This is a genomic window from Algibacter pacificus (assembly GCF_008033385.1).
Classification (GTDB): Bacteria; Bacteroidota; Bacteroidia; order Flavobacteriales; family Flavobacteriaceae; genus Algibacter; species Algibacter pacificus.
This window is the reverse complement of record NZ_VOGY01000017.1, coordinates 17,785-40,046: the sequence shown is the minus strand read 5'-3', so window position 1 is coordinate 40,046 and position 22,262 is coordinate 17,785. Positions and strand designations below refer to the sequence as shown.

30 protein-coding genes are annotated in these 22,262 nt (G+C 32.9%); 12 read left to right on the top strand and 18 right to left on the bottom strand.

Annotation, left to right across the window (positions count from 1 at the left end; genetic code table 11):
- The first annotated feature begins 5 nt into the window (after positions 1–5).
- Positions 6–155: a T9SS type A sorting domain-containing protein gene (locus tag FQU21_RS17875; protein WP_394348413.1), complete on the top strand. Its 150-nt coding sequence runs from the start codon at positions 6–8 to the stop codon at positions 153–155.
- Positions 156–242: 87 nt separating this feature from the next.
- Here the strand turns inward: FQU21_RS17875 and FQU21_RS16690 are convergent, their stop codons facing one another.
- From FQU21_RS16690 to rsfS, 6 genes are all read right to left on the bottom strand, one after another.
- Positions 243–509 (bottom strand): acyl-CoA-binding protein, encoded by a 267-nt coding sequence (locus FQU21_RS16690; protein ID WP_147679147.1) that lies wholly within the window; start codon positions 507–509, stop codon positions 243–245.
- Positions 502–1,158: a phosphatidylserine decarboxylase family protein gene (locus FQU21_RS16685; protein WP_147679146.1), complete on the bottom strand. Its 657-nt coding sequence runs from the start codon at positions 1,156–1,158 to the stop codon at positions 502–504. Before FQU21_RS16685 ends, FQU21_RS16690 begins: the two co-directional genes overlap by 8 nt.
- Entirely contained in the window at positions 1,148–1,969 is an 822-nt protein-coding gene (locus tag FQU21_RS16680; protein WP_147679145.1) for a phosphatidate cytidylyltransferase, read from the bottom strand. Before FQU21_RS16680 ends, FQU21_RS16685 begins: the two co-directional genes overlap by 11 nt.
- Positions 1,970–2,061: 92 nt before the next feature.
- Positions 2,062–2,670 (bottom strand): LUD domain-containing protein, encoded by a 609-nt coding sequence (locus FQU21_RS16675; RefSeq protein WP_147679144.1) that lies wholly within the window; start codon positions 2,668–2,670, stop codon positions 2,062–2,064.
- Positions 2,671–2,776: 106 nt separating this feature from the next.
- Positions 2,777–4,726, bottom strand: a complete 1,950-nt coding sequence (ftsH, locus tag FQU21_RS16670; protein ID WP_147679143.1) for an ATP-dependent zinc metalloprotease FtsH — start codon at positions 4,724–4,726, stop codon at positions 2,777–2,779.
- A gap of 9 nt (positions 4,727–4,735) precedes the next feature.
- Positions 4,736–5,107 (bottom strand): ribosome silencing factor, encoded by a 372-nt coding sequence (gene rsfS, locus FQU21_RS16665; RefSeq protein ID WP_147679142.1) that lies wholly within the window; start codon positions 5,105–5,107, stop codon positions 4,736–4,738.
- 94 nt (positions 5,108–5,201) lie between these two features.
- On the opposite strand from rsfS, the gene FQU21_RS16660 reads away from it, so the two are divergent.
- Entirely contained in the window at positions 5,202–5,933 is a 732-nt protein-coding gene (locus FQU21_RS16660) for a biotin--[acetyl-CoA-carboxylase] ligase (RefSeq protein WP_147679141.1), read from the top strand.
- Here FQU21_RS16660 and FQU21_RS16655 read toward each other — a convergent pair.
- The gene (locus FQU21_RS16655; RefSeq protein WP_147679140.1) at positions 5,930–6,325 is read right to left on the bottom strand and encodes an SRPBCC family protein; all 396 of its coding nucleotides are present in this window, start codon (positions 6,323–6,325) and stop codon (positions 5,930–5,932) included. The genes FQU21_RS16660 and FQU21_RS16655 overlap by 4 nt on opposite strands.
- Before the next feature lie 71 nt (positions 6,326–6,396).
- A complete protein-coding gene (gene pyrE, locus FQU21_RS16650; RefSeq protein ID WP_147679139.1) occupies positions 6,397–7,041 on the bottom strand; it encodes an orotate phosphoribosyltransferase in 645 nt (214 codons plus the stop codon).
- 125 nt (positions 7,042–7,166) lie between these two features.
- Between pyrE and FQU21_RS16645 the strand changes: the two genes are divergently transcribed.
- A complete protein-coding gene (locus tag FQU21_RS16645; RefSeq protein WP_147679138.1) occupies positions 7,167–7,748 on the top strand; it encodes an NUDIX hydrolase in 582 nt (193 codons plus the stop codon).
- A gap of 89 nt (positions 7,749–7,837) precedes the next feature.
- On the opposite strand, the gene FQU21_RS16640 is transcribed toward FQU21_RS16645, so the two are convergent.
- From FQU21_RS16640 to FQU21_RS16620, 5 genes are all read right to left on the bottom strand, one after another.
- Positions 7,838–8,314 carry a DUF192 domain-containing protein gene (locus FQU21_RS16640; protein ID WP_147679137.1) on the bottom strand — a complete coding sequence of 159 codons (477 nt, stop codon included), beginning with the start codon at positions 8,312–8,314 and terminating at the stop codon, positions 7,838–7,840.
- Position 8,315: 1 nt separating this feature from the next.
- Positions 8,316–9,242, bottom strand: coding sequence for a prolipoprotein diacylglyceryl transferase (gene lgt / locus FQU21_RS16635; RefSeq protein WP_147679136.1), 927 nt, complete (start codon positions 9,240–9,242; stop codon positions 8,316–8,318).
- A 100-nt stretch (positions 9,243–9,342) separates the two neighbouring features.
- Positions 9,343–10,470, bottom strand: coding sequence for a peptidylprolyl isomerase (locus FQU21_RS16630; RefSeq protein ID WP_147679135.1), 1,128 nt, complete (start codon positions 10,468–10,470; stop codon positions 9,343–9,345).
- Between the two features lies 1 nt (position 10,471).
- Positions 10,472–11,017: a gliding motility-associated peptidyl-prolyl isomerase GldI gene (gene gldI, locus FQU21_RS16625; RefSeq protein ID WP_147679134.1), complete on the bottom strand. Its 546-nt coding sequence runs from the start codon at positions 11,015–11,017 to the stop codon at positions 10,472–10,474.
- A complete protein-coding gene (locus tag FQU21_RS16620) occupies positions 11,010–12,029 on the bottom strand; it encodes a DHH family phosphoesterase (RefSeq protein ID WP_147679133.1) in 1,020 nt (339 codons plus the stop codon). Before FQU21_RS16620 ends, gldI begins: the two co-directional genes overlap by 8 nt.
- A 79-nt stretch (positions 12,030–12,108) precedes the next feature.
- Here FQU21_RS16620 and FQU21_RS16615 point away from each other — a divergent pair, with 79 nt between their 5' ends.
- Both FQU21_RS16615 and FQU21_RS16610 read left to right on the top strand, forming a co-directional pair.
- The gene (locus tag FQU21_RS16615) at positions 12,109–13,146 is read left to right on the top strand and encodes an alkaline phosphatase D family protein (protein WP_147679132.1); all 1,038 of its coding nucleotides are present in this window, start codon (positions 12,109–12,111) and stop codon (positions 13,144–13,146) included.
- 51 nt (positions 13,147–13,197) lie between these two features.
- The gene (locus FQU21_RS16610) at positions 13,198–13,617 is read left to right on the top strand and encodes a nucleoside-diphosphate kinase (protein ID WP_147679131.1); all 420 of its coding nucleotides are present in this window, start codon (positions 13,198–13,200) and stop codon (positions 13,615–13,617) included.
- Between the two features lie 88 nt (positions 13,618–13,705).
- Here FQU21_RS16610 and FQU21_RS16605 read toward each other — a convergent pair whose 3' ends face one another.
- From FQU21_RS16605 to recF, 5 genes are all read right to left on the bottom strand, one after another.
- Positions 13,706–13,897, bottom strand: coding sequence for a cold-shock protein (locus FQU21_RS16605; protein WP_147679130.1), 192 nt, complete (start codon positions 13,895–13,897; stop codon positions 13,706–13,708).
- Between the two features lie 148 nt (positions 13,898–14,045).
- Entirely contained in the window at positions 14,046–14,237 is a 192-nt protein-coding gene (locus tag FQU21_RS16600) for a cold-shock protein (protein WP_147679129.1), read from the bottom strand.
- Between the two features lie 99 nt (positions 14,238–14,336).
- A complete protein-coding gene (locus FQU21_RS16595) occupies positions 14,337–14,633 on the bottom strand; it encodes a DciA family protein (RefSeq protein ID WP_147679128.1) in 297 nt (98 codons plus the stop codon).
- A 15-nt stretch (positions 14,634–14,648) separates the two neighbouring features.
- Positions 14,649–15,329 carry a 2'-5' RNA ligase family protein gene (locus FQU21_RS16590; protein WP_147679127.1) on the bottom strand — a complete coding sequence of 227 codons (681 nt, stop codon included), beginning with the start codon at positions 15,327–15,329 and terminating at the stop codon, positions 14,649–14,651.
- Between the two features lie 5 nt (positions 15,330–15,334).
- On the bottom strand, positions 15,335–16,414 hold the full coding sequence (gene recF, locus FQU21_RS16585; RefSeq protein ID WP_147679126.1) for a DNA replication/repair protein RecF: 1,080 nt from the start codon (positions 16,412–16,414) through the stop codon (positions 15,335–15,337).
- A 134-nt stretch (positions 16,415–16,548) separates the two neighbouring features.
- On the opposite strand from recF, the gene FQU21_RS16580 reads away from it, so the two are divergent.
- From FQU21_RS16580 to FQU21_RS16555, 7 genes are all read left to right on the top strand, one after another.
- Positions 16,549–17,319: a tetratricopeptide repeat protein gene (locus FQU21_RS16580; protein ID WP_147679125.1), complete on the top strand. Its 771-nt coding sequence runs from the start codon at positions 16,549–16,551 to the stop codon at positions 17,317–17,319.
- A gap of 14 nt (positions 17,320–17,333) precedes the next feature.
- Positions 17,334–17,819, top strand: a complete 486-nt coding sequence (gene ribH, locus FQU21_RS16575; RefSeq protein WP_147679124.1) for a 6,7-dimethyl-8-ribityllumazine synthase — start codon at positions 17,334–17,336, stop codon at positions 17,817–17,819.
- A 179-nt stretch (positions 17,820–17,998) separates the two neighbouring features.
- Positions 17,999–18,232 carry a hypothetical protein gene (locus FQU21_RS17500; RefSeq protein ID WP_187269409.1) on the top strand — a complete coding sequence of 78 codons (234 nt, stop codon included), beginning with the start codon at positions 17,999–18,001 and terminating at the stop codon, positions 18,230–18,232.
- 30 nt (positions 18,233–18,262) lie between these two features.
- Complete coding sequence (locus tag FQU21_RS16570; RefSeq protein ID WP_147679123.1) at positions 18,263–18,550, top strand: riboflavin synthase subunit beta; 288 nt, start codon at positions 18,263–18,265, stop codon at positions 18,548–18,550.
- 4 nt (positions 18,551–18,554) lie between these two features.
- Entirely contained in the window at positions 18,555–20,408 is a 1,854-nt protein-coding gene (gene mutL / locus FQU21_RS16565) for a DNA mismatch repair endonuclease MutL (protein ID WP_147679122.1), read from the top strand.
- A 3-nt stretch (positions 20,409–20,411) separates the two neighbouring features.
- Positions 20,412–21,179 (top strand): rhomboid family intramembrane serine protease, encoded by a 768-nt coding sequence (locus tag FQU21_RS16560; protein ID WP_147679121.1) that lies wholly within the window; start codon positions 20,412–20,414, stop codon positions 21,177–21,179.
- On the top strand, positions 21,179–22,024 hold the full coding sequence (locus FQU21_RS16555) for a rhomboid family protein (protein WP_147679120.1): 846 nt from the start codon (positions 21,179–21,181) through the stop codon (positions 22,022–22,024). Before FQU21_RS16560 ends, FQU21_RS16555 begins: the two co-directional genes overlap by 1 nt.
- Positions 22,025–22,262: the final 238 nt, after the last annotated feature.

The window sequence follows — 22,262 nt, the reverse complement described above, 5'->3', positions numbered from 1 at the left end:
TAAAAATTTATAGTTTAACAGGGCAAGCTGTTTTAAGTTTAAAAACTGTTGAAACCAATACGATTCAGTTGCCAAATATTTCTAATGGCGTATATATATTGGAGGTTTTGGATGCTATAAAAGGAAAAGTTATCAGGAAATTTGTAAAAAAATAAATTTCTATTTTTTTCTGAAAAGTCTGTTGTTTTCTTGTCTGAATTTATTAGTATTCAGCTTACCCAATGTTTATGGAAAAATTATGCTTATTCGCGGTATAAAAAGTAATTATCTACAAGTTCAATATACGTTTCCATAGCTTCTTCCTTGCTAATTCTTTTTACTTGGAACAATGCATTTGTTTTAAACGCATTGATTATTGGCTTTTTACTATTTGGTCGACTATAATCATTAGTTGCCTTTTTGTAATACGCGTATAATTTTAATAAAGTATCGGCAGGAAATGGTTCCGTATGTGCGTTTACTCGATTTACGGCCTCTTGAAATTTTATTTCTAAATCTTTATTAGTCATTAACTTCTGCAATAATGCTTTCGCCTCCTCGAACTTTTTGATTAAGTTCTACTTTAATTTTAGTGTCCAAAGGTAAGAATAAATCAACCCTTGAACCAAATTTTATAAAACCAGAATCGGCACCTTGTTCGGCTTGGTCGTCCACTGTGGCATAATTTACAATGCGCTTTGCTAAAGCTCCTGCAATTTGGCGGTAGAGTACCTTTCCGTAAGTTTCATTTTCTACTACAACGGTGGTTCTTTCGTTTTCCTCGCTGGCTTTAGGATGCCAAGCTACCAAATATTTTCCTGGATGATATTTACTAAAAATAACACGGCCTGCTATAGGGTAACGCGTTACGTGTACATTTATAGGAGACATAAATACGCTCACTTGTAATCGTTTATCTTTAAAAAATTCTTTTTCAAAAACTTCTTCAATAACTACAACTTTGCCATCTACAGGTGAAACAACAGTTTTAGAATCGATTAGAGTGTGGCGCTTAGGGTTTCTAAAGAACTGAAGCACTATAATTAAAAAAGCAAAAACGCTTATTAATAGCAGCATTTTTAGCCATGGTATCATTATGAAATGATCAAATACTAGAGACATAGCTACGGCTATAATCAGCGTGATAACTATAATTTTATTTCCTTCTTTATGGAACATAGTGTAAAAATCTTAAAAACAAATATATAAAAGGTGCTGCAAATATAATACTATCTAACCGATCTAACAGCCCTCCATGACCAGGCATTATGGTGCCACTATCTTTTACTTGGGCTTGGCGCTTAAATTTTGACTCTATTAAATCGCCTAATGTTCCTGTTACACTAACAATTATGCTTAATATTAGCCAATGTGTAGAAGTTAAAGTGCTGGTGCAACTTGAAATAAAAAAACTTCCTATACATGCAAAAAATAAACCTCCTAAAAAACCTTCAACCGTTTTTTTAGGTGAAACTTTTTCGAAAAGCTTTTGTTTTCCAAAGGTTTTACCAACTAAATAAGCAAAAGTATCGTTCACCCAAATTAAAATAAAAGCGCCTAATAAAATATTAGGATTGTAATTTTCAAAGTAATGCGCAATTAAAAATAAAAATGAAAACCCACTAGTGATATAAAATGTAGTAAGTAAATACCGCTTGGAACTAAAAAGCGGAATGGTTTTTTTTGAAAATAAATCTCTTATTAAAAACAATAATACAAATACAGTGAGTATTGTAAAAATTTTAATAAATGCTTCTACAGCAACATGTTTAATGTTAAAGTGTTTAAAATAAGCAATAGATCCATAGAGTAAGATAAAAATAAAATAAGGAATTTTACTTTTTAGCTGTATCAATTTTAAGAATTCGTTCATGCTAATAAGCCCGAAAATAAAAAATAGTACTGCTATAGATTGCTTAAACCATAAACACCCAATTAGGATAACAATATATAACAAGCCTGAAAAGGATCGGGTTAGAGTTTCTTTCATGTGTTTTTTAATAGGGTTTTTTAAAGACACATGTAATGCCTACAAACACTGTTATTTGTGCTGTCCAGGTTTTTGTCATAGACAATTTAAATTTATAAGTCTTCTAAAAGCAATAGGTACAGGTTTTTTGTGCTGCTGCCGTAACTTAAGAAATCTTTGTCGTCTTGAGATTTAAAGTGCTTAATTGCTGTTATATTTGTTGGGATTCTGCCGCTGCTTTTGGATTTAATACCGCGTAGGCCTTCACTGATATTTTCTGTAATTTGACTTGTGGTTCCAAAAACGATAACATTTATGGGAAATTCGGGTAATTTTTTTTCAAATATTTGATTTGAAGAAAAAAGTAACGATCCATCGTTAGCGATTAGGTTTTCGCAAGTGGTTAAAAAATACGTGGCTTCACTTAATACTTTGGTAGATTTTAAATTGGAATTTTTAAATTTATCTTTTAAGTTTTCATCGAGAAGTAATACATTTTCGGAATTCCAAGAATTCTCATCGATAATATGTTGAAAGTTTTGATATACTTCTGTTAAATTTTCACAATAAAGAAACTTTCCACCATTAGCCTTAAAGTTTACGGTAAACTTTTCATCTATTGGTACCTTTACTTCGGGCATATATTTACCACGGACTACAGGGTTTAGTTCTTCAACTGGTTTATCAGTTTTAAAACCAAAAAGTTTTCTAAAAAGACTCATTTAGCTTAATGCGATTTACTGTTTTTTTTAGGGATTTATCAAATATAAAAAATCTTAAATTAACCATACGATTAATTTAAGATTTTTGCTAAAGCTTAACAGTTTTTTAGGAAATAATGTCAGGCCTAGTTATAGGTTCTTCTTTGATAAAAGCACGTTCACCAAATATTTTTTCTAGATTATCTTTGAAGATAACCTCTTTTTCTAGAAGTACTTCAGCTAATTCGGTAAGCTTATCTTTGTTGTTTTCTAATAACTCGATAGCACGTTGATATTGTTTTTCTATAATAGCTGAAATTTCTTTATCTATTAATTCTGCTGTTTCTTCGCTATAAGGTTTTGTAAAACCATATTCACTTTGTCCAGAATCGTAATAGGTTAAGTTTCCTATTTTATCACTTAAACCATAAATAGTAACCATGGCTCTAGCTTGTTTAGTTACTTTTTCTAAATCGCTCAAAGCGCCTGTAGAAATTTGATTAAAGATTACCTTTTCGGCAGCACGACCACCAAGTGCAGCACACATTTCATCTAGCATTTGTTCTGGACGAACAATTAAACGTTCTTCTGGTAAATACCAAGCAGCGCCAAGAGAGCGACCACGTGGTACAATAGTTACTTTTACTAGCGGTGCTGCATGTTCTAGCATCCAACTTACGGTGGCATGGCCAGCCTCGTGGAATGCAACAGCGCGTTTTTCACTAGGTGTTATTATTTTGTTTTTCTTTTCTAGACCTCCAATAATTCTATCAACAGCATCTAAAAAGTCTTGTTTGTCAACTGCTTTTTTGCCATTTCGAGCAGCAATTAAAGCAGCTTCGTTACAAACATTAGCAATATCTGCTCCAGAAAATCCTGGAGTTTGTTTTGATAGGAAATCTAAATCTAATTGGACTTCTTTTTTTAGCGGACGTAAGTGTACTTCAAAAATTTCTTTACGTTCACGAACATCTGGTAAATCTACAAAAATCTGTCTATCAAACCGTCCGGCACGCATTAAAGCTTTGTCTAAAATATCGGCACGGTTGGTTGCAGCAATTACAATAACGTTCGTGTTTGTACCAAAACCATCCATCTCAGTTAATAACTGATTTAGTGTGTTTTCACGTTCATCATTACTTCCAGACATGGCATTTTTACCTCTGGCACGACCAATGGCATCAATTTCATCTATAAAAATAATAGAAGGCGATTTTTCTTTAGCTTGTTTAAATAGGTCACGAACACGAGAGGCTCCAACACCTACGAACATTTCAACGAAATCTGAACCAGATAATGAGAAAAAAGGCACTTTAGCTTCGCCTGCAACAGCTTTTGCTAATAAGGTTTTACCTGTGCCCGGAGGACCTACTAGTAAAGCTCCTTTTGGTATTTTCCCACCAAGGGTTGTATATTTTTCAGGAAATTTAAGGAAGTCTACAATTTCTTGTACTTCTTCTTTAGCACCTTCTAAACCTGCAACATCTTTAAACGTTGTTTTTACTTCGGTATTTTGGTCGAAAAGCTTGGCTTTAGATTTTCCGATATTAAAAATTTGCCCGCCTGCTCCGCCACCGGCACCACCAGACATTCTACGCATAATAAATACCCAAACACCAATAAGTAATATAAAAGGCAAAATGCCCATTAATAAATTAGTCCAATCGTTCCTTTCGGTATTAAACTTTACAATAGGTTTTGTTGCTAATGTAGCCGTAGTTGCGTTTAGTTCATCTTCAAAATTTTGTAAATCACCAAATTCAAATTTATAATTCGGTAATTTAGTTGCCGAAGGAATAAAAGTTTCTGGTTTAGAATTTTTATGGATTTCCTTGTCTTCAGCTTCTTTTGTTAAATATACTTTTGCAACTTGTGTGTTTTTTACAATATCAACACGTGCAACATCACCATCTTTTAAGTATTTAAAAAAATCGGAAGGTGTGGTTATATTACCATCTTGATAATTGGCTCCGCTAAATATTTGAAACCCTAAAAAAAGGGCTATTATTATGCCGTAAATCCAATAAGGACTAAACTTCGGCTTGTTTTCTTTTGTTTTCTTTTTATTGTTTGCCATGTCTTTTTTTTAGTAACTCGTTTCTATAGCTGTAATTTTTGCATCGCCCCAAAGACTTTCAATGTCGTAGTATTCTCTAATGTGTTTTTGAAAAACATGTACCACAACATTTACATAATCTACAAGTACCCATTCGGCATTATCTAAGCCTTCTGTGTGCCATGGATTATCTTTAAGTTCTTTGCTTACTTTTTTCTGGATAGCGTTTACTATAGCATTTACTTGCGTATTTGAAGTTCCTTCGCAAACTATAAAGTAGTCACAAACCGTATTTTCAATTTCTCGTAAATCTAGAATATTTATTTCTTTTCCTTTAACGTCTTCAATTCCACTGAGTATTACAGATATTAATTGGTCTGAGCTTATATTTTGTTTCGCCATTAATTTTATTTAATTTGTGCAAAGTTATTATTTTTTTTCGTTCTTTATGGTTTAAAATAATCATAAGATTTTATAGTACTGCAATAACTTCACTATGCGAATAATCAAACTTAATGCCACCCATTCTACAAATAGTTATTTACGAGAATTATTTACTAGGGCAGATTTGGATGATTTTACCGTTGTTTCAGCAAAAAAACAAACTAAAGGGCGTGGACAAATGGGGACAATTTGGGAGTCTGGAACAGCCAAAAACCTTACTTTTAGTGTGTTTAAAGATGTTTCGTCTTTAGGTATGGAACAGCGTTTTTATATTAGTGTAGTTGTGGCTTTGTCAACATTTAAAACGTTAAAGGTTCTGGGTATTCCTAACTTAAGTATTAAATGGCCTAACGACATTTTGTCAGCAAATAAAAAAGTTTGTGGCATTTTAATTGAAAATGTCATAAAGCAAAGTCAGTTACAAGCTTCAATTATTGGTGTTGGCTTAAATGTAAATCAAACAGATTTTGGAAACTTGCCTAAGGCGTCATCTTTAAAATTAATATCGGGTAAGGTTTTTGTTTTAGACGAAATATTGGTGACTTTAATTTTAAATATGAAATATTACTTTAGGATTTTAGAAGTGGGTAATTTGGAGCTTTTAAAGCAAGAGTATGAAACTAATTTATTTAGAAAAAATAAACCTTCAACATTTAAAGATGCAGAAGGTTTGATGTTTTCTGGTTTTATAAAAGGTATTTCCTCTGACGGGAAACTAGAAGTCTTAATAGAAGATGATATTATAAAAACATTCGATTTAAAAGAAATTTCATTATTATACTAAACAGCTTTTTGCATATTAGTGGCGAGTGTTTCAATAAATTTTTTAATAGGGCCTTTAATCATCATGGCCATCATGGGGTTAAAATCTCCAGAAAAGTCTAATTTCACATCACTATTTCCTGTGGTAGTTTCAATAATATTAGCAATTAAAGAAAAATCGATTTTTCCACCATCAGCGCCAAAAATAATTTTATTTGGTGGGATAAGTTCTTTCTTTTTTAAAATAATTTCTGGCATGCCTTTTAGAGCAAATAAGAATTTATCCTTATCTAAAACTTCAAATTTGGTAATGCTTTCTGGCATTAAAGTTTCAAAGTTTTTAATATCATCTAAAAAATTAAAAACCTCTTGAGGAGATTTACCAACGTTAACTATTGGAGATTGTAAATTCATTATATTAATCTATATTTTTGTTAAGTTTTAAAATGGGCTTTATAGGTGTTTTATTGCAAACGTCGGGAGAGTTAAATAGGGCTCCATGTACTAGGGTTGGAATTCCATTCGGATAGCGTTTTTAATTCTTTTTCAGAAATATAGTTGGTTTCTAAGGCTTGTTCTAATAAGTTTTCATAATTGCTTAAGGTGTTTAAAGCAATGCCTTCGGTTTTAAAGTTTTCGGTAGCCACATCAAAACCATAAGTAAAAATAGCCACCATGCCTTTTACGTTTACATTGGCGCCCTTTAAAGCTTTTACTGCATTTAAACTGCTTTTTCCTGTACTTATTAAGTCTTCTACAACAACAACTGTTTGTCCGGCTTCTATATGGCCTTCAATTTGGTTTTTACGGCCGTGACCTTTAGCATCTGGGCGCACATAAATAAAAGGTAGCCCTAAATATTCGGCAACTAGCATTCCTATACCAATGGCGCCTGTGGCTACTCCGGCTATAGCATCTGGTTTTCCATATTGGTTTTCAATATGTTTTGCCATAGTTTCGCGTACGTAATTGCGTATTGGAGGATAGGAAAGGATAATACGATTGTCACAATAAATTGGTGATTTCCATCCAGAAGCCCAGGTAAAAGGGTCGTTAGGACTTAGTTTTATAGCATGTACTTGCAGTAAAACTTCGGCTGTTTTTTTAGCGGTGTCTTTGTTGAATATCATGGTGTAAAATTACAAATAAATTTGCTTTTAATTTAAGTTGTAAAAGGAATAAAAAAAAAATTAAAAAAAAAGTAGATTGTAACTAAAAATGATATTTTTACCATATCATTTAATCCATTATAACTATGTATAAGGTTTTTGTAAATAATAAGCCGATAATATTAACAACTAACACGGAAAAAGGTGAAGGCTATAAAACATATAAACTTAAACGTGTTGGTATATATCATGCTATTCGTAAGCTTAATAGGACTAACTTACAAGAAGTAAGGCTTACGCATAAAAATGAAAGTAAACTGTTGTCTAAGTTTTTAGAGAAGTTTCCAAATGTAATTGCTGGTGGTGGAAAAGTATATAATGATGAGGGAAAAATATTATTTATTTTTAGAAATAATAAATGGGACCTGCCTAAAGGAAAGGCCGAAGGTAATGAAACAATAGAAGAAACAGCTATTCGGGAAGTTGAAGAAGAAACAAAGGTTGAAGGTTTAGAAATTGTAAAACCGCTAGAAACTACCTATCATATTTTTAAAAGAAATGGCCGTTATAAAATAAAAATAACCTATTGGTTTGAAATGAAAACGAGTTTTACCGGAAAACTTGAACCTCAGAAAAAAGAAGGGATTACCAAGGTAAAATGGTTGGGTAAAAAGAAAACAGCAAAGGCCTTAGAGAATTCTTATGCTAATATTAAGCTGTTATTTTAAATTGATATTACTATAAAACATAAAAAAGCATAAGGTTTAAAATCTTATGCTTTTTTTTATGATGTAATTTTGGTTTTATGTGTAAGGCCTTAGAAGTTAATTGTATCACCAACAGATAGCTCCCAATTGTCTACCAAGCCCGCATTGACTTCTAAAACATATTTTACGGGAGCATTTGAAGGAAGCGATGTTTCTTCAAAAGGTTTCGCGTTTTTCTGAAAACTTGCAATGGTTTTGTTTTCTTTAATGTATATAAGGTCTAACGGGATTCTTGTGTTTTTCATATAGAAATAACGTTCGGTAACATCTTCAAAAACAAATAACATGCCTTGATTTGTTTTCATAGAATTTCGATACATTAAACCCGTTTGAATATCATAATCGGTATCTGCAATTTCAATATCTAAAAGGACTTTAGAGTCATCTGCTTTTGTAATCGTTAATTCGCCTTCTTTTGTGAAATGAACTTCGGTTTGGGTGATGGTTTTTTTATCGTCTTTACAATGATAAAGCGATAAAACCCCAATACTTAGAGTTAAAATGAAACCGAATTGTTTTAAGTTCATCTTATTTTACGACATTTTTAGGTTTGTAAACAAACATGAAATAAAGTCCTAAAAGTACAAAGGGAATACTTAACCATTGCCCTGTGTTTAAGGCCCATGTGGCACGATCATCAACTTGGGCTTCTTTTACAAATTCTACAAAGAATCTAACGGTCCAAAGCAATACTAAAAACAGACCAAATAAAAAGCCGGTTTGGTTTCTTTTTTCTGTTTTCACATAGAAATATAATAGAATTAAGAATACAAAAATATAGCAAAAGGATTCGTATAATTGTGCAGGGTGTCTATAAGGAACGGCTTCTAATAAGCTGTGAAATTTAGGGTTATTCGTTACGGCTTGGTAGGCTTGCTTCACATCGTTAATACCTGTGCGTTGCATGATTTCATTTTTGTAATACTGATCTTGAATAAAACGAACTCCTAAACTTGAATCGGTTATTTTTCCTATAATTTCAGAGTTTATAAAGTTTCCAATTCTGATAAAAATAGCTCCCGAAGCTACAGGAATTACAATGCGATCTAAGATCCATAAAATAGATTTGTAGTTGTATTTTCGTCGGTATAAATACATCCCAATTATGATTCCGATAGCAGCACCATGACTTGCTAATCCTTGAAATCCAGTAAACTCAAAACCTCCTTTAAATTTGAAAGGCAAGAAAATGCTGAAAAAATCTTGAGATATTAATTCCGATTGATAAAATATTACGTGTCCTAAACGCGCACCAATCATCGTTGAAAGTACCGTATAGATAAATAAAGGATCTAAATATTCTAAAGATACTTTTTCTTTTGTAAAAATGCGTTTCATTATGTACCAACCTATAACAAAGGCAGTAACCCACATAAGGCTGTAAAAATGAATTTTAAAATTCCCAATAATGTCGATTCCTGTTACGGGATTCCAATCAAATTTTAGTAGTTGCATAGGTTTTGTTTTTCAGTGCGAAATTACGGGTTTTAGACTGTTTTAGTGTTAAGTTTTATTTAAAAAAAAGAAATCTGAGCGGTTTAGGCTTAGTGTTTTTTTAATCAAGAAGTTCTAAAATTTCAACTTCAAAAATAATATTCGATTTTCCGGGGATACCTCTGGTTCCAGATTCTCCATAAGCCAGATGGTAGGGGATAAATAAAGTGGCTTTATCTCCAACGCTTAGTTGTTGTAAACCTTCTTTAAATCCAGGAATCATTCTGGCATCTGGACCAATTTCCGCAGTTATAGGTTGGTAGCCATTTTGCGCTTTTCGGTTTTCATTAACAATACCAAAGGTTTCGGCGGTTTCTAGTTTACTGGTGTCCAAAATTTTCCCATCTTCAAAATACAAGGTGTAATGGGTTAGGACTTCAGCGGTTTCGGGTATTTTTTCACCATGACCTTTTTCTGTAACAATGTATTTTAATCCCGAATGTAGGGTGATTGCTTTTTCTTTTAAATTTTTAAATTTTTCTTGGGTTGCTTTTAAAATAGCGGCTGCCTTTTCTGCGTTTTCTTTTTCTCTTCGTTCGGCCGCAGCTAAGGAATCCATAAAAATGGTTGGTGCATCGAATTTTTTCGCAGTTTTTCCTTTTCGTATAATATTTAATTCTTCAATAATAACATCCTCAATGGGTCTGTCATTTTCATCGGTTTTTACGTTAGAAATGCTATCTTGAATGTCTAAACCAATGACTAATTCACCAAAAACGGAGTGTCTATTGTCTAAATTTGGTTTGGGGACTTCGGTAATAAAAAACTGTGTGCCATTGGTATTTGGACCCGAATTTGCCATAGATAGAATACCGGGTTTATCATGTTTTAAATCTGGAGAAAACTCATCCATAAATTTGTAGCCAGCATTGCCAGAACCTGTTCCTGTTGGATCGCCACCTTGAATCATAAATCCATCGATAACACGATGAAAAATAAGACCGTTGTAGAATTTCTTTTTTTTGAATTTTTCATCGGCCATTGGATTTTCTCCTTCAGCTAGAGAAACAAAATTTGCAACGGTTACGGGGGTTTTATCGTAGGTTAATTTTGCAACCATAACTCCTTTGGTCGTTATGAATTCCGCATACATACCATCTTCTAAATCTGGATATTGTGCTTTACAAGAGGTTAGATTTATTACCAATGTAAACAGAATAGTTTTTAAAATATTGTTAAATATATGCATGTTAGTTGTTTTGGTTTTGGGTAATAGAATTTACCGTAACTTCGCAAATTAAAGGCGTGTTGGGACCAATTTTATTCTCATCGCCATAATAACCATAAGCGCGATCGGAGGGGAAAATAAAGGTCACCGTTTCTCCGGGTTTCATGAGTTTTAAACCATGACGTAATCCTGTAAAAAGCTCCTGTTTATCCATAACATAATGTTGTGTTTTTAGGTCTGCTTTAGAATAAATTTCGTTACCATTTAAGGTTTTTACATTGTAATCGTAATTAATGATATCACCAAAATTTGGTGTTTTTAAGCTATCGTTTTCTACTTTTTTTATGTATTTGTACCAAAAACCGGTATCGGATGCTAGGTATGGAATACTATCGCTGTCTATTATTTTTTCAATAATTACTTTTTCTTTAGCGAAGCGTTTTTTGTTAAGTGCAACAGAGGCATCGATGTACGATCCCGATTTTGTAGAAATGGGACGTCTTGCTTCTGGATTTTTACAGTGAAACAGAAGTAAAGCAAGTAGACTTGTAATTATTAGTTTATTCATTGTTTAGTGCATCATTATAACTTGGTAATATGTCAATAAACTTCTCGATAGTTTCAGTTAAAGATAAGTCGCTTCTTCCTCCAGCGGCATTGGTGTGTCCTCCGCCGTTAAAGTGCGCGCGAGACATTTCGTTTACTGAAAAATTTCCTTTAGATCGTAAGGAGATTTTAATAATACCTTCCTGTTTATCTTCAATAAAAATGGCTGCAAGTACAATATTATCTAGTGATAACGCATAGTTTACAACGCCTTCGGTATCGCCTTTTTTATAATTAAAACGGTTAAGTTCTTCCTGCGAAAGCGAAATATAAGCCGTTCTCGATTCTGAAATCACTTTTAAGTTACTTAGTGCACAGCCTAATAATTGCAAGCGTTCATAACTATTAGTATCGTAAATATTGTTATGTATTTGAGAATTATCAGCGCCTTTTTCAATCAGTTTTGCTGTAATTTCATGGGTTTTATTTGTGGTAGAACGAAACCTAAACGATCCGGTGTCGGTCATAATTCCAACATAAATGCAAGTTGCAATATCGGCATCAATTAAATCGGTATCGCCAAGCATGTCTATAAAATTATAAACCATTTCGCAAGTGGAACTCATACCAACGTCACTATACATGTAAGTGGCATAATTATCCGGTGCTTGATGATGATCAATCATTATTTTTAGAGCCTTACTTTCAGAAAGTGGCTTTTCCATGTTTCCTGTTCTGTGGAAAGCATTAAAATCTAAAGTGAAAATAATATCGGCAGATTCTATATCAATATTACATGATTTTGTTTGGTAATCGTAAATTGAAATGCTGTCGTTTCCAGGAATCCATTTTAAAAAAGTAGGATAGTCATTCGGTGTAATAACCTTAGCGTTATGGTTTCCTTTTTTCAGATAATGATATAGGGCTAAAGTGGATCCAATAGCATCGCCATCTGGGTTTTTATGCGGGACAATAACTATTTTTTTAGGACTAGATAATAGCTGTTTTATGTTGGTAATATCTTCTTTTTTCATAGGAAACGAAGATACAATTTTATAATATAGGCTTAAAATAGAATCTTGTACTTTTATAGAAAAATTAACGGAGAACGATATGATAAGTAGATTAATATTAAGTGTTTTAATAATGATGTTTTGTTTGGCGTCTTGTAAAACTTCTAAGGTTGAAGTTGAAAAGAAAACCGAAACACCTTATGATGCCACAATTGCTTTTGGATCTTGCAATAAGCAGAAGTTAGAAAATAAGCTTTGGGTTGAAGTTGTAAAACATAAACCCGATTTATGGATTTGGGGAGGAGATAATGTGTATTCCGATACGGATAATATGGATAAGCTTAAAGCAGATTATGATGAATTATTAGCAAATAAGGATTATCAGTTATTAAAAGAAAGTACTGAAATTACAGGCACTTGGGACGATCATGATTATGGTTTAAACGATGGTGGTGAAGAATTTCATGCCAAAAAAGGGAGTCAGCAATTGTTTTTAGATTTTTTCGATGTACCTAAAAATGATCCAAGGCGAGATAGAGCAGGCGTGTATAGTTCTCAAATAGTTAGTTCGCCTAAAGGCACCGTAAAAGTGATTGTTTTAGATACGCGTTATTTTCGAACGGCATTAACGAAGGCTAAAGATTCTAAAAAAAGATTTGAACCCAATACCTATGGAGAAGGTACTATTTTGGGAGAAACTCAATGGTCTTGGTTAGAAAATGAGTTAAAATCTTCCAATGCCGATTTTAATATTATTGTAAGTAGTATTCAAGTTTTATCTGCCGAACATGGTTTTGAAACTTGGGGTAATTTTCCGCACGAAGTGGATAAATTAAAAGGATTGATAAAAGATTCTAAAGCAAAAGGAGTTATGATACTTTCGGGTGATCGACATATTTCGGAGTTTTCAAAAACTGAAATTGAAGGCGTTCCTTTTTCTTTAATAGATTTTACATCCAGCGGATTAACCCATGTTTACAGTAGTTTTACTTCCGAGCCTAATAAATACCGTGTATTACATGTGATTCCTAAAATAAGTTTTGGCGTTTTAAGGTTTAATTTTCAAACAAAAACAGTATTAATGGAAATGCGAGGCGTAAATAATGTGTTGCAACAAAAACTTTTGCAAACCTATTAAGGTGTAAACAAATATAAAACAGTATTTTTGCAGAAATTTAAAAAAATAAAAATGGCAACGAATAGAACATTTACAATGCTTAAGCCTGATGCGGTTGAAAACGGACACATTGGTGCAATATTAGAAAAAATTTCAGCTTCAGGGTTTAAAATTGTAGCTATGAAATTAACACAAATGACAAAAGCAGACGCCGAAGCATTTTATGCTATACATAATGAGCGTCCATTTTTTGGGGAATTAGTTGAGTTTATGACTAGAGGTCCAATAGTTGCTGCAATTTTAGAGAAAGAAAATGCAGTAAACGATTTTAGAACTTTAATTGGAGCTACAAATCCTGCTGATGCAGCAGAAGGTACTATTCGTAAAATGTATGCAACATCTTTAGGTGAAAATGCAGTACACGGTAGTGATAGTGATGAAAATGCGGCTATTGAGGGGGCATTTCACTTCGCAGGAAGAGAGCAATTTTAATAAAAATAGCATGCTTTAAATATAAAAATCCCACAACTTAGTTGTGGGATTTTTGTTTTCTAAAAAAGTTTATTAAATATAATATATACTAAACTACTTTTACGTTTACTGCGTTTAATCCTTTTCTACCTTCCTGTAAATCGAATTCTACTAAATCGCCTTCGCGAATTTCATCGATTAATCCAGAAATGTGAACAAAATGTTCTTTGTTTGAACCTTCTTCTATAATAAATCCGAATCCTTTAGAATCGTTGAAGAATTTTACTGTTCCTTTACTCATGTTTTTAAAATATTAAATTATTATTAGGTGTTATATACAAGCATAACATTTGATTGGTTATCAAGTATAATATAAAAATAGTAAATAAAAAAAGTCTGTCAAAATAAATTGACAGACTTTTAAAGTTGTAATTGTTAAAGTATATATCTTAGATTACTTTTACGTTTACGGCGTTTAATCCTTTTCTACCTTCTTGTAGATCGAATTCAACTGCATCACCTTCACGAATTTCATCGATAAGTCCTGAAATGTGTACGAAATGTTCTTTGTTGTTGTCTTCTTCTGTGATAAATCCAAATCCTTTAGAATCGTTGAAGAATTTTACGGTACCTTTACTCATTTTAATTTGTATTATAAATAATTAAGTGTCAAAGATAACGTAAAAAACAATAGATGAGCAAAATATCGTAATTATTTTCAAGATATTTTTTTTATCTAATTATCTTAAAACCAGTTTTTTAATAATTTCCTTGCCTAGATCCTCATTTAGCATGTCAATTATTTTTTGTTTGCCGTAACTTAATTCTTCTCGAAGTACACTGGAAGTTAGTTCAATATAAAGGGTCTGGCGTTCTAGCGAAACCGAACTGGTGTAGTTGTTTACACCGTTTCCCATAAGTTTAGCCCATGCATCGGCAACATTAACTTTATCTAAGCCTTTTTCTAATTTGTTAACTTCTACAAATTCTTTTAATGCATCCGAGATGCTCATATTATCATTTATACGTTTTGCCATAAGGTTAATTTATTCTTATATATTAAAATTGAACAGGGTTTTTACATGTTCTTCTTTTTGATACCAATCGTTATAGACTAATTCTAGATTAGTTACTTTAAAGGTACCAAAATTATGGTTTTTATAAGATTCAATCGCTGTTAAAAATTCAGTTTTATTTTTAAAATGCTCGCTAAACCTTACAACCGTTGCATGTGCGGTTTGTATAGCGTAGCGTTTATCAAGACTTTGTTCTAAAGTTGTGTTTTTAAAACGCATTCTTAACTTATCGCGAATAGCATTCAAAACATCATTATTCATAAAACCTTGCACCATAATACAAGACGGGGAAGCTGTTAAGCCTTTAAATTCAATGTCTATCTTAGGATGAGTTATGATACTTTTTTTTATAATTTCAACATATTTTGAAATATCAATGTTATCCAAATCGAATCCATCGTAACAAGATATAATAGACATGACAGTGATATGAATATCGGAGTTTTTGTAATAGTATTGATGAGGTTCAATAGTATTAAGGTGTTTCAAAAACTTCTGAATTTCATTTTTCACTGCCGTGGAAGGGCGAATTAAAAGGGTAATTCCAAAACGTCTATCGGTTGCATTCTGGATTAATTCATCAATTTGATAAGCATCGGCTTTTATTTTTTCAATAGACGATTCATATAAAGTATTGTAATGAGATTCTAAATCCATTGGAGTTATAGTTTGAAAATTTCATAAGATTGATGCACTTGTTTTACGGCATTTTCTGTTCGTTCCGCATGTGTATCACTTATAAATAATTGTCCAAAATTTTCATCGTCCACCAATTTAATAATTTGAGCTACGCGTTGTTCATCGAGTTTATCAAAAATATCGTCTAATAATAAAATAGGGTTTACGCCGCTTTGTGCTTTTATAAAATCGAATTGTGCCAATTTTAAAGCAATTAAAAATGATTTTTGCTGACCTTGACTTCCAAATTTTTTGATGGGATGCCCAGAAATATTAAAATTTAAATCGTCTTTATGTATGCCAACACTGGTATATTGTAGCGCTTTGTCTTTATTAATAACTTGATTTAAAAGAGTGTTTAAATCGTTTTCTGATAAATCACTTTGATAGTTTAGATCAACCGCTTCGTTAGCATTACTAATGGCTTCGTATCGCGATTTAAAAATAGGGATAAATTCCTGTAAAAAAGCATCTCGTTTCTCAAAAATCACACTACCGAAGCTTGTTAATTGACCATTGTAAACATCCAAAGTGTCCTTGTTAAAGGTATGGTTTAGTGCAAAATATTTAAGTAATGCATTACGCTGCGTTAAAATTTTATTATAATTAATTAAGGCATTTAAATAACTGTTGTCGCTTTGCGAAATTACGCTGTCAATAAATTTTCTACGTGTGGTGCTACCTTCAATAATTAAATCTCTATCGGCTGGCGAAATAATAACTAAGGGTAAAAAACCAATATGTTCGCTAAATTTATCATACGCTTTTCCATTACGTTTTATAATTTTTTTCTGGCCGCGTTTTAAACTAACAATTACTTTTTCGGGTTTTTGGTCTTTTTCATAGTCGCCGTTCACCACAAAAAAATCTTCGTCGTGCTTTATGTTTTGAGTGGCTACTGGGTTAAAATAGCTTTTTCCATAGGATAAATGATAAATAGCATCGAGCACATTGGTTTTTCCAATGCCATTATTTCCAACAATGCAGTTAATTTTCTCGTTGAAAGCAAATGTTTTGCTGTCAAAATTTTTATAATTGAGTAATGAAAGTGATTTTAAAATCATATAAATAGCAACTTAAAGCGGGTAAAGAGGGTAAAGTCCTAAAAAGAAGTGCAAATTATTGAAAAATATCAAATAAATACCCTTTTAGTTCTGAAGAAAATTATATTTTTGCGCCACATTAATAGAACTAGAACATGGCAACATATAATAAAAGAGGTTATAAACCAAAAACAAAAGTTGAAAAGGAACACGATATTGAAGAAGAATCAACAACAGCCGAAGTTTTTAACACCCTTGATGAATCTGCTTCTAAAACAGAGGATTTTGTAGCAAAGAACCAAAAATATATTTTTATTATTATTGGTGTTGTGGCTTTAGTTGTTTTGGGGTCTTTGGCGTTTAAAGAATTTGTAGCTAGCCCTAAGCAGGAAAAAGCGATGAACGATATGTTCCAAGCGCAAAAATATTTTGATCAAGCCGTAAATGGCGTGGCAAAAGATTCGCTTTACAACTTAGCCTTAAATGGAGGAGAAGGTAAATTTGGAATGCTAGATATTATTAAAGAATACAGCGGAACAGAAGCTGCAAACCTAGCAAGTTATTATGCCGGAACAGCATACTTAAGATTGAAAGATTACAAAAATGCGGTTGAGCATTTAAGCGATTTTAAAAGTGATGATGAGGTTTTAGCGCCTTTAGCAAAAGGAAATATTGGAGATGCTTTTGTGCAGTTAAACCAAAAAGAAGATGCTTTGGAGTATTACGAAAAAGCAGCAAATATGAGAGATAATGAATATACAACACCAATGTATCTATATAAAGCTGGAGCTATTGCTTTAGATTTAGGAAAAGCCGATAAAGCGTTATCTTATTTTAATCAAATTAAAGAAAATTATTCAAACGCTACCGAGGCATCAACTATAGATGTGTTTATAGGAAAAGCACAGGTGTTGGCTAACAAATAATAGCTTTAACATATATGGCAACAGTTAATAAAAATTTATCGGATTACGATAAAACAACAATCCCAAATGCGAAAGACTTTCGATTTGGGATTGTTGTTTCAGAATGGAATGATACCATTACGGAAGGTTTGTTTCAAGGTGCTTATGATGCCTTAATAGAAAATGGTGTGCTACCAGATAATATTGTGCGCTGGAATGTGCCAGGAAGTTTCGAGTTAATTTACGGAAGTAAAAAAATGCAGGAACAAATGGTGAGTGCTGTTATAGCCATTGGCTGTGTTATACAAGGTGAAACTAAACATTTCGACTTTGTTTGCGAAGGTGTAACGCAAGGCATTAAAGATTTAAACGTACAGAGAGAAACGCCTGTTATTTTCTGTGTGCTTACCGATAATAATATGCAGCAATCTATAGATCGTTCCGGAGGAATACACGGTAATAAAGGTACAGAAGCAGCTATTGCCGCTATTAAAATGGCAGAATTACGCAGAAATAGTTAAGATATTTTATAAATTTTAGAACAAATTCCAAAGGTGTTTTATTATAACCTTTGGAATTTGATATTTTAACGGAGAGTATTTCCTGTTTTTCTGAGGTCTAAATTTTACATATTTTTAGCATTTCAAACTTAAGTTTCTCCCTATTTTTAAGTACTTTTGAAAGATAACACGATTATATTTTGTTTAAACAGCGTAAGCATAAAACCTTTAATTATCAGTCTCGTTTTTCCGATAAGGAAAAAGCAGACTCCAGTTTAAATAAAGATCTAAATACTAACGATTTTATTTCTAAATGGAAAGAGAATCGAGAGGTTAAACGTAAAGTACGTGGCACGATGTCCGTAAAAACCTTAATTTTATTTTTGGTATTATTATTGATCTGTATGTATTTACTAGAGAAAAAATACATGTAATACCATTCACTTAAAAAACACATAGAAATCATGGGGATTTTAAAGGCTAAAAAAAATAAAAAATTCAGTTATACACCGCGTTATTTTGATGATAAAGGGCAAGGAAATCCTTATGAAATTAAACATAAATTCGACGAATATAGAACAACTGTCGGTCCTAATAAAAACTTTAAAACTAAGCTAAATAACGCTTTAAACGAATTAAAACACAATAGAGATCACGAAGCTAATAGACGTATTTTAATTATTGTTGGCATTTTAGTGTTGGTGTTTTTATTCATTATCGATTTCGATTTATCTATATTCTTTTCTAAATAATTATATGGCAGACATTATACAGCTTTTACCCGACCATGTCGCAAACCAAATTGCTGCTGGAGAAGTTGTTCAACGTCCAGCATCTGTAGTCAAAGAATTGCTTGAAAATGCAATTGACGCAGGCTCGGACTCTATAAAACTCATTATAAAAGACGCAGGAAAAACACTGGTTCAAGTTATCGATAACGGTAAAGGGATGAGTACTACGGATGCGCGGTTAAGTTTCGAGCGTCATGCAACCTCTAAAATTAGAAGTGCTGAAGATTTATTTCAACTACACACCAAAGGCTTTCGTGGCGAGGCTTTAGCAAGTATTGCAGCCATTGCACATGTCGAGTTAAAAACAAAACAACCGAATGATGATGTTGGAAATAGCATTATTATCGAAGGGAGTAAAGTGACCGATCAAGATGTGGTGGTAACACCGCAAGGCACATCGGTTTCGGTTAAAAACTTGTTTTTTAATATTCCGGCTCGACGAAATTTTTTAAAATCGGATAATGTGGAGTTACGCCATATTATCGATGAGTTTCACCGTGTGGCATTGGCACATCCTACAATTAGTTTTGCTATGTATAACAACGGGAGCGAAGCTTTTAATTTGCCTATTAGTAATTACCGCCAGCGTATTGTAAATATCTTCGGAACAAAAACGAATGAAAAATTAGTACCGGTTGAAGAAGAAACCGAAGTGCTTAAAATATCTGGATTTGTTGGAAAACCCGAATTTGCTAAAAAAACAAGAGGGGAACAGTACTTTTTTGTAAACGATAGGTTTATAAAAAGTGCTTATTTAAACCATGCTATAGCTTCGGCTTACGATGGCTTACTTAAAAGTGGCACGCATGCTAGTTATTTTTTAAACCTAACGGTAGATCCACAAACTATTGATATAAATATCCACCCTACAAAAACTGAAATTAAGTTCGATGATGAGCATACGCTTTATGCCATTTTACGTTCGGCAGTTAAACATAGCTTAGGGCAGTTTAATATTGCGCCTGTTTTAGATTTCGATCGGGATGCCACACTAGATACGCCTTACGAGTTTAAAAAGGAAACTGTTAAAACAAGCGCCCCAAGTATAGAAGTGGATAGAAGTTTTAATCCTTTTCAAGAGGACGAACCTGTAAAACAAAGCACTAGTGTTTCTTATAAAAAAGAACCTGCCGAAAGTTGGGAAAGCTTATATGTTGGTTTAGAATCTAAAGGCACAAAAACACAGCAGGATTTTAGTGAAGTGCATTTTGAAAGTGAAGAAGCTACAGTTTCCATGTTCGATAAAGATGTGGAGCAAACCCACACCACTTATCAATTGCACAATAAATATATTGTAAGTACCATAAAATCGGGGATGTTGGTTATCGATCAGCATCGCGCCCATCAACGCATATTGTATGAAGATTATCTTCGACATTTAACCGTAAAGGGCGCGCTAAGTCAGCAATTGCTATTTCCCTTAGATTTACATTTTTCTAATCAGGAAATAACGGTTATCAATCAGTTGAAAGAAGATTTAGAACATACCGGTTTTGTGTTTTCAAACGTTGAAGAAGAGTCTGTAGAGATTATCGGGGTTCCTGTAGGCGTTCCAGAAAGTGAAGTGTCTATTATTTTAGAACAACTTATAAGCGATGTAGAAAATGAAGTGCCAGATAGTAATTTTTCGGCAACCGATTTACTAGCAAAATCTATGGCAAAAAGTTTGGCTATAAAAACAGGACAATCTTTACAAAAAGATGAACAGGAGCATTTAGTAAATAAGCTGTTTGCTTGTAAAGAGCCTAATGTTTCACCCGCTAATAGAACAACATTTGTAACCATGAGTGTTGATGAATTAGATAAAAAATTTATATAAATTATGATGCGAATTTCAGAAACCGTTAAGCACTTAATCATTATAAACGTGATTATGTTTATTGGAACATTGTTTATCGGGCACGGTAGTTTTTATCAGTGGTTCGCTATGTATTTTCCGCAGAACGAGTTATTCAAACCTTGGCAATTAATCACGCACATGTTTATGCATGGTGGTGGCGATTTACAGAATTTAAGCATTACACATTTACTTTTTAATATGTTTGCCTTGTGGATGTTTGGTACCCCTGTAGAGCAAACCTTGGGCTCAAAACGGTTTTTGTTTATTTATATTTCGGCTGGATTAGGGGCTGTGTTATTACAAATAGGATTTTACTATTTCCAGTACCTGCCAAGTTATAACGAACTACTTAGCTCTGGGCTTTCGGCAGAAGATATCAAGCAAATGCTAACCAATAACCAGACTATAGCAAATGTTACTCAGTCGCAAATAACCTTGCTAAAAGATATTTATCCAGCCTTTAATGCCAGTATGGTTGGGGCTTCGGGTTGTATTATGGGCGTTATGGCGGCTTTTGCGATGATGAATCCTAATGCCGAATTAATGATGATTTTTTTACCAATTCCTATAAAAGCAAAGTATTTTATACCAGGAATTATTATTTTAGATTTAATTTCGGGTGTTACAGGTCAGTCCTTTTTCAGTCCAAGTAATACAGCCTATATGGCTCACGTTGGTGGAGCAATAACCGGATTTTTAATGATGTATTATTGGAAAAAAAATCAGTTTAATAATAACCGTTGGAACTAATGAGTTTAACTACAGACATCAAATACAAGTTATCTCAACTTAATATTTTAGAAAAAATAATAGCTGTAAACGTTGTTGTTTTTTTAGTGGGGTTAATTTTTAAAACCGGAATACGCTGGTTCGAATTACCAAGCGATTTTTTTACCGCTTTAGTTAATCCATGGACCATAGTGACTTATGCTTTTGTGCATTACGATTTTATTCACTTGCTTTTCAATATGCTATGGCTTTACGTTATTGCGCGTATGTTTTTAAATTTATTTAGTCCAAAAACAGCATTGAATATTTATTTTTTGGGCGCCATTTCTGGTGGCGCCATGTTTCTATTGGGTTACGCTTTGTTACCTGGTTTTTTTGGAGGAAATTCAAGTTTAGTAGGCGCTTCGGCGGCAGTTCGTGCCTTGTTAATTTTTCTTTGCGCTTATATGCCAAACCAAGATGTACGCGTTTTTACCTTTAATATTAAGCTTTGGCATATTGGTGTTGCCATAGTTGTTTTAGATGTTGTGGGACTGTTTGGCGGTAATGCCGGTGGAAATTTAGCACACATAGGCGGGGCTATTTTAGGTTATGTTTATGCAAAACAATTGACTAAAGGGACCGATATAGGTAGTGGATTCGAGCGCGTTGCAGATGCTGTTGCTAATATGTTTAAATCTTCTAAAAAAGGACCATTAAAAACGGTACACAAAAACAAAAGTAAAGTTGGCGGTTATGCAAAATCTGATTTTAACCAATTTAATAATCAGAAAAAAATCGACGTGATTTTAGATAAAATAAGCAAAAGCGGCTACGATAGTTTAACAGCCGAAGAAAAGGAATTACTTTTCCGATCTGGTAAATAATGTGCTCGCTTAATAATAATTTGGGCGTTACCCAAAAAGGGTCGGGCTTTCACTACTCAATCTTTTTGTTTTTGAAAAAAAACAAAAAGGATTTCAAACAAGCCGTTCAATCCCTAACGCAAACCCATCCGTGAAGGCAATCGTTAACCATTTTAAAAATGACTTATTTAGTAAGTCAAAAAAAGCAAAATGAAAAACTTAAGTTTCATTAATAAAATAATATATATTGCCAACAGTA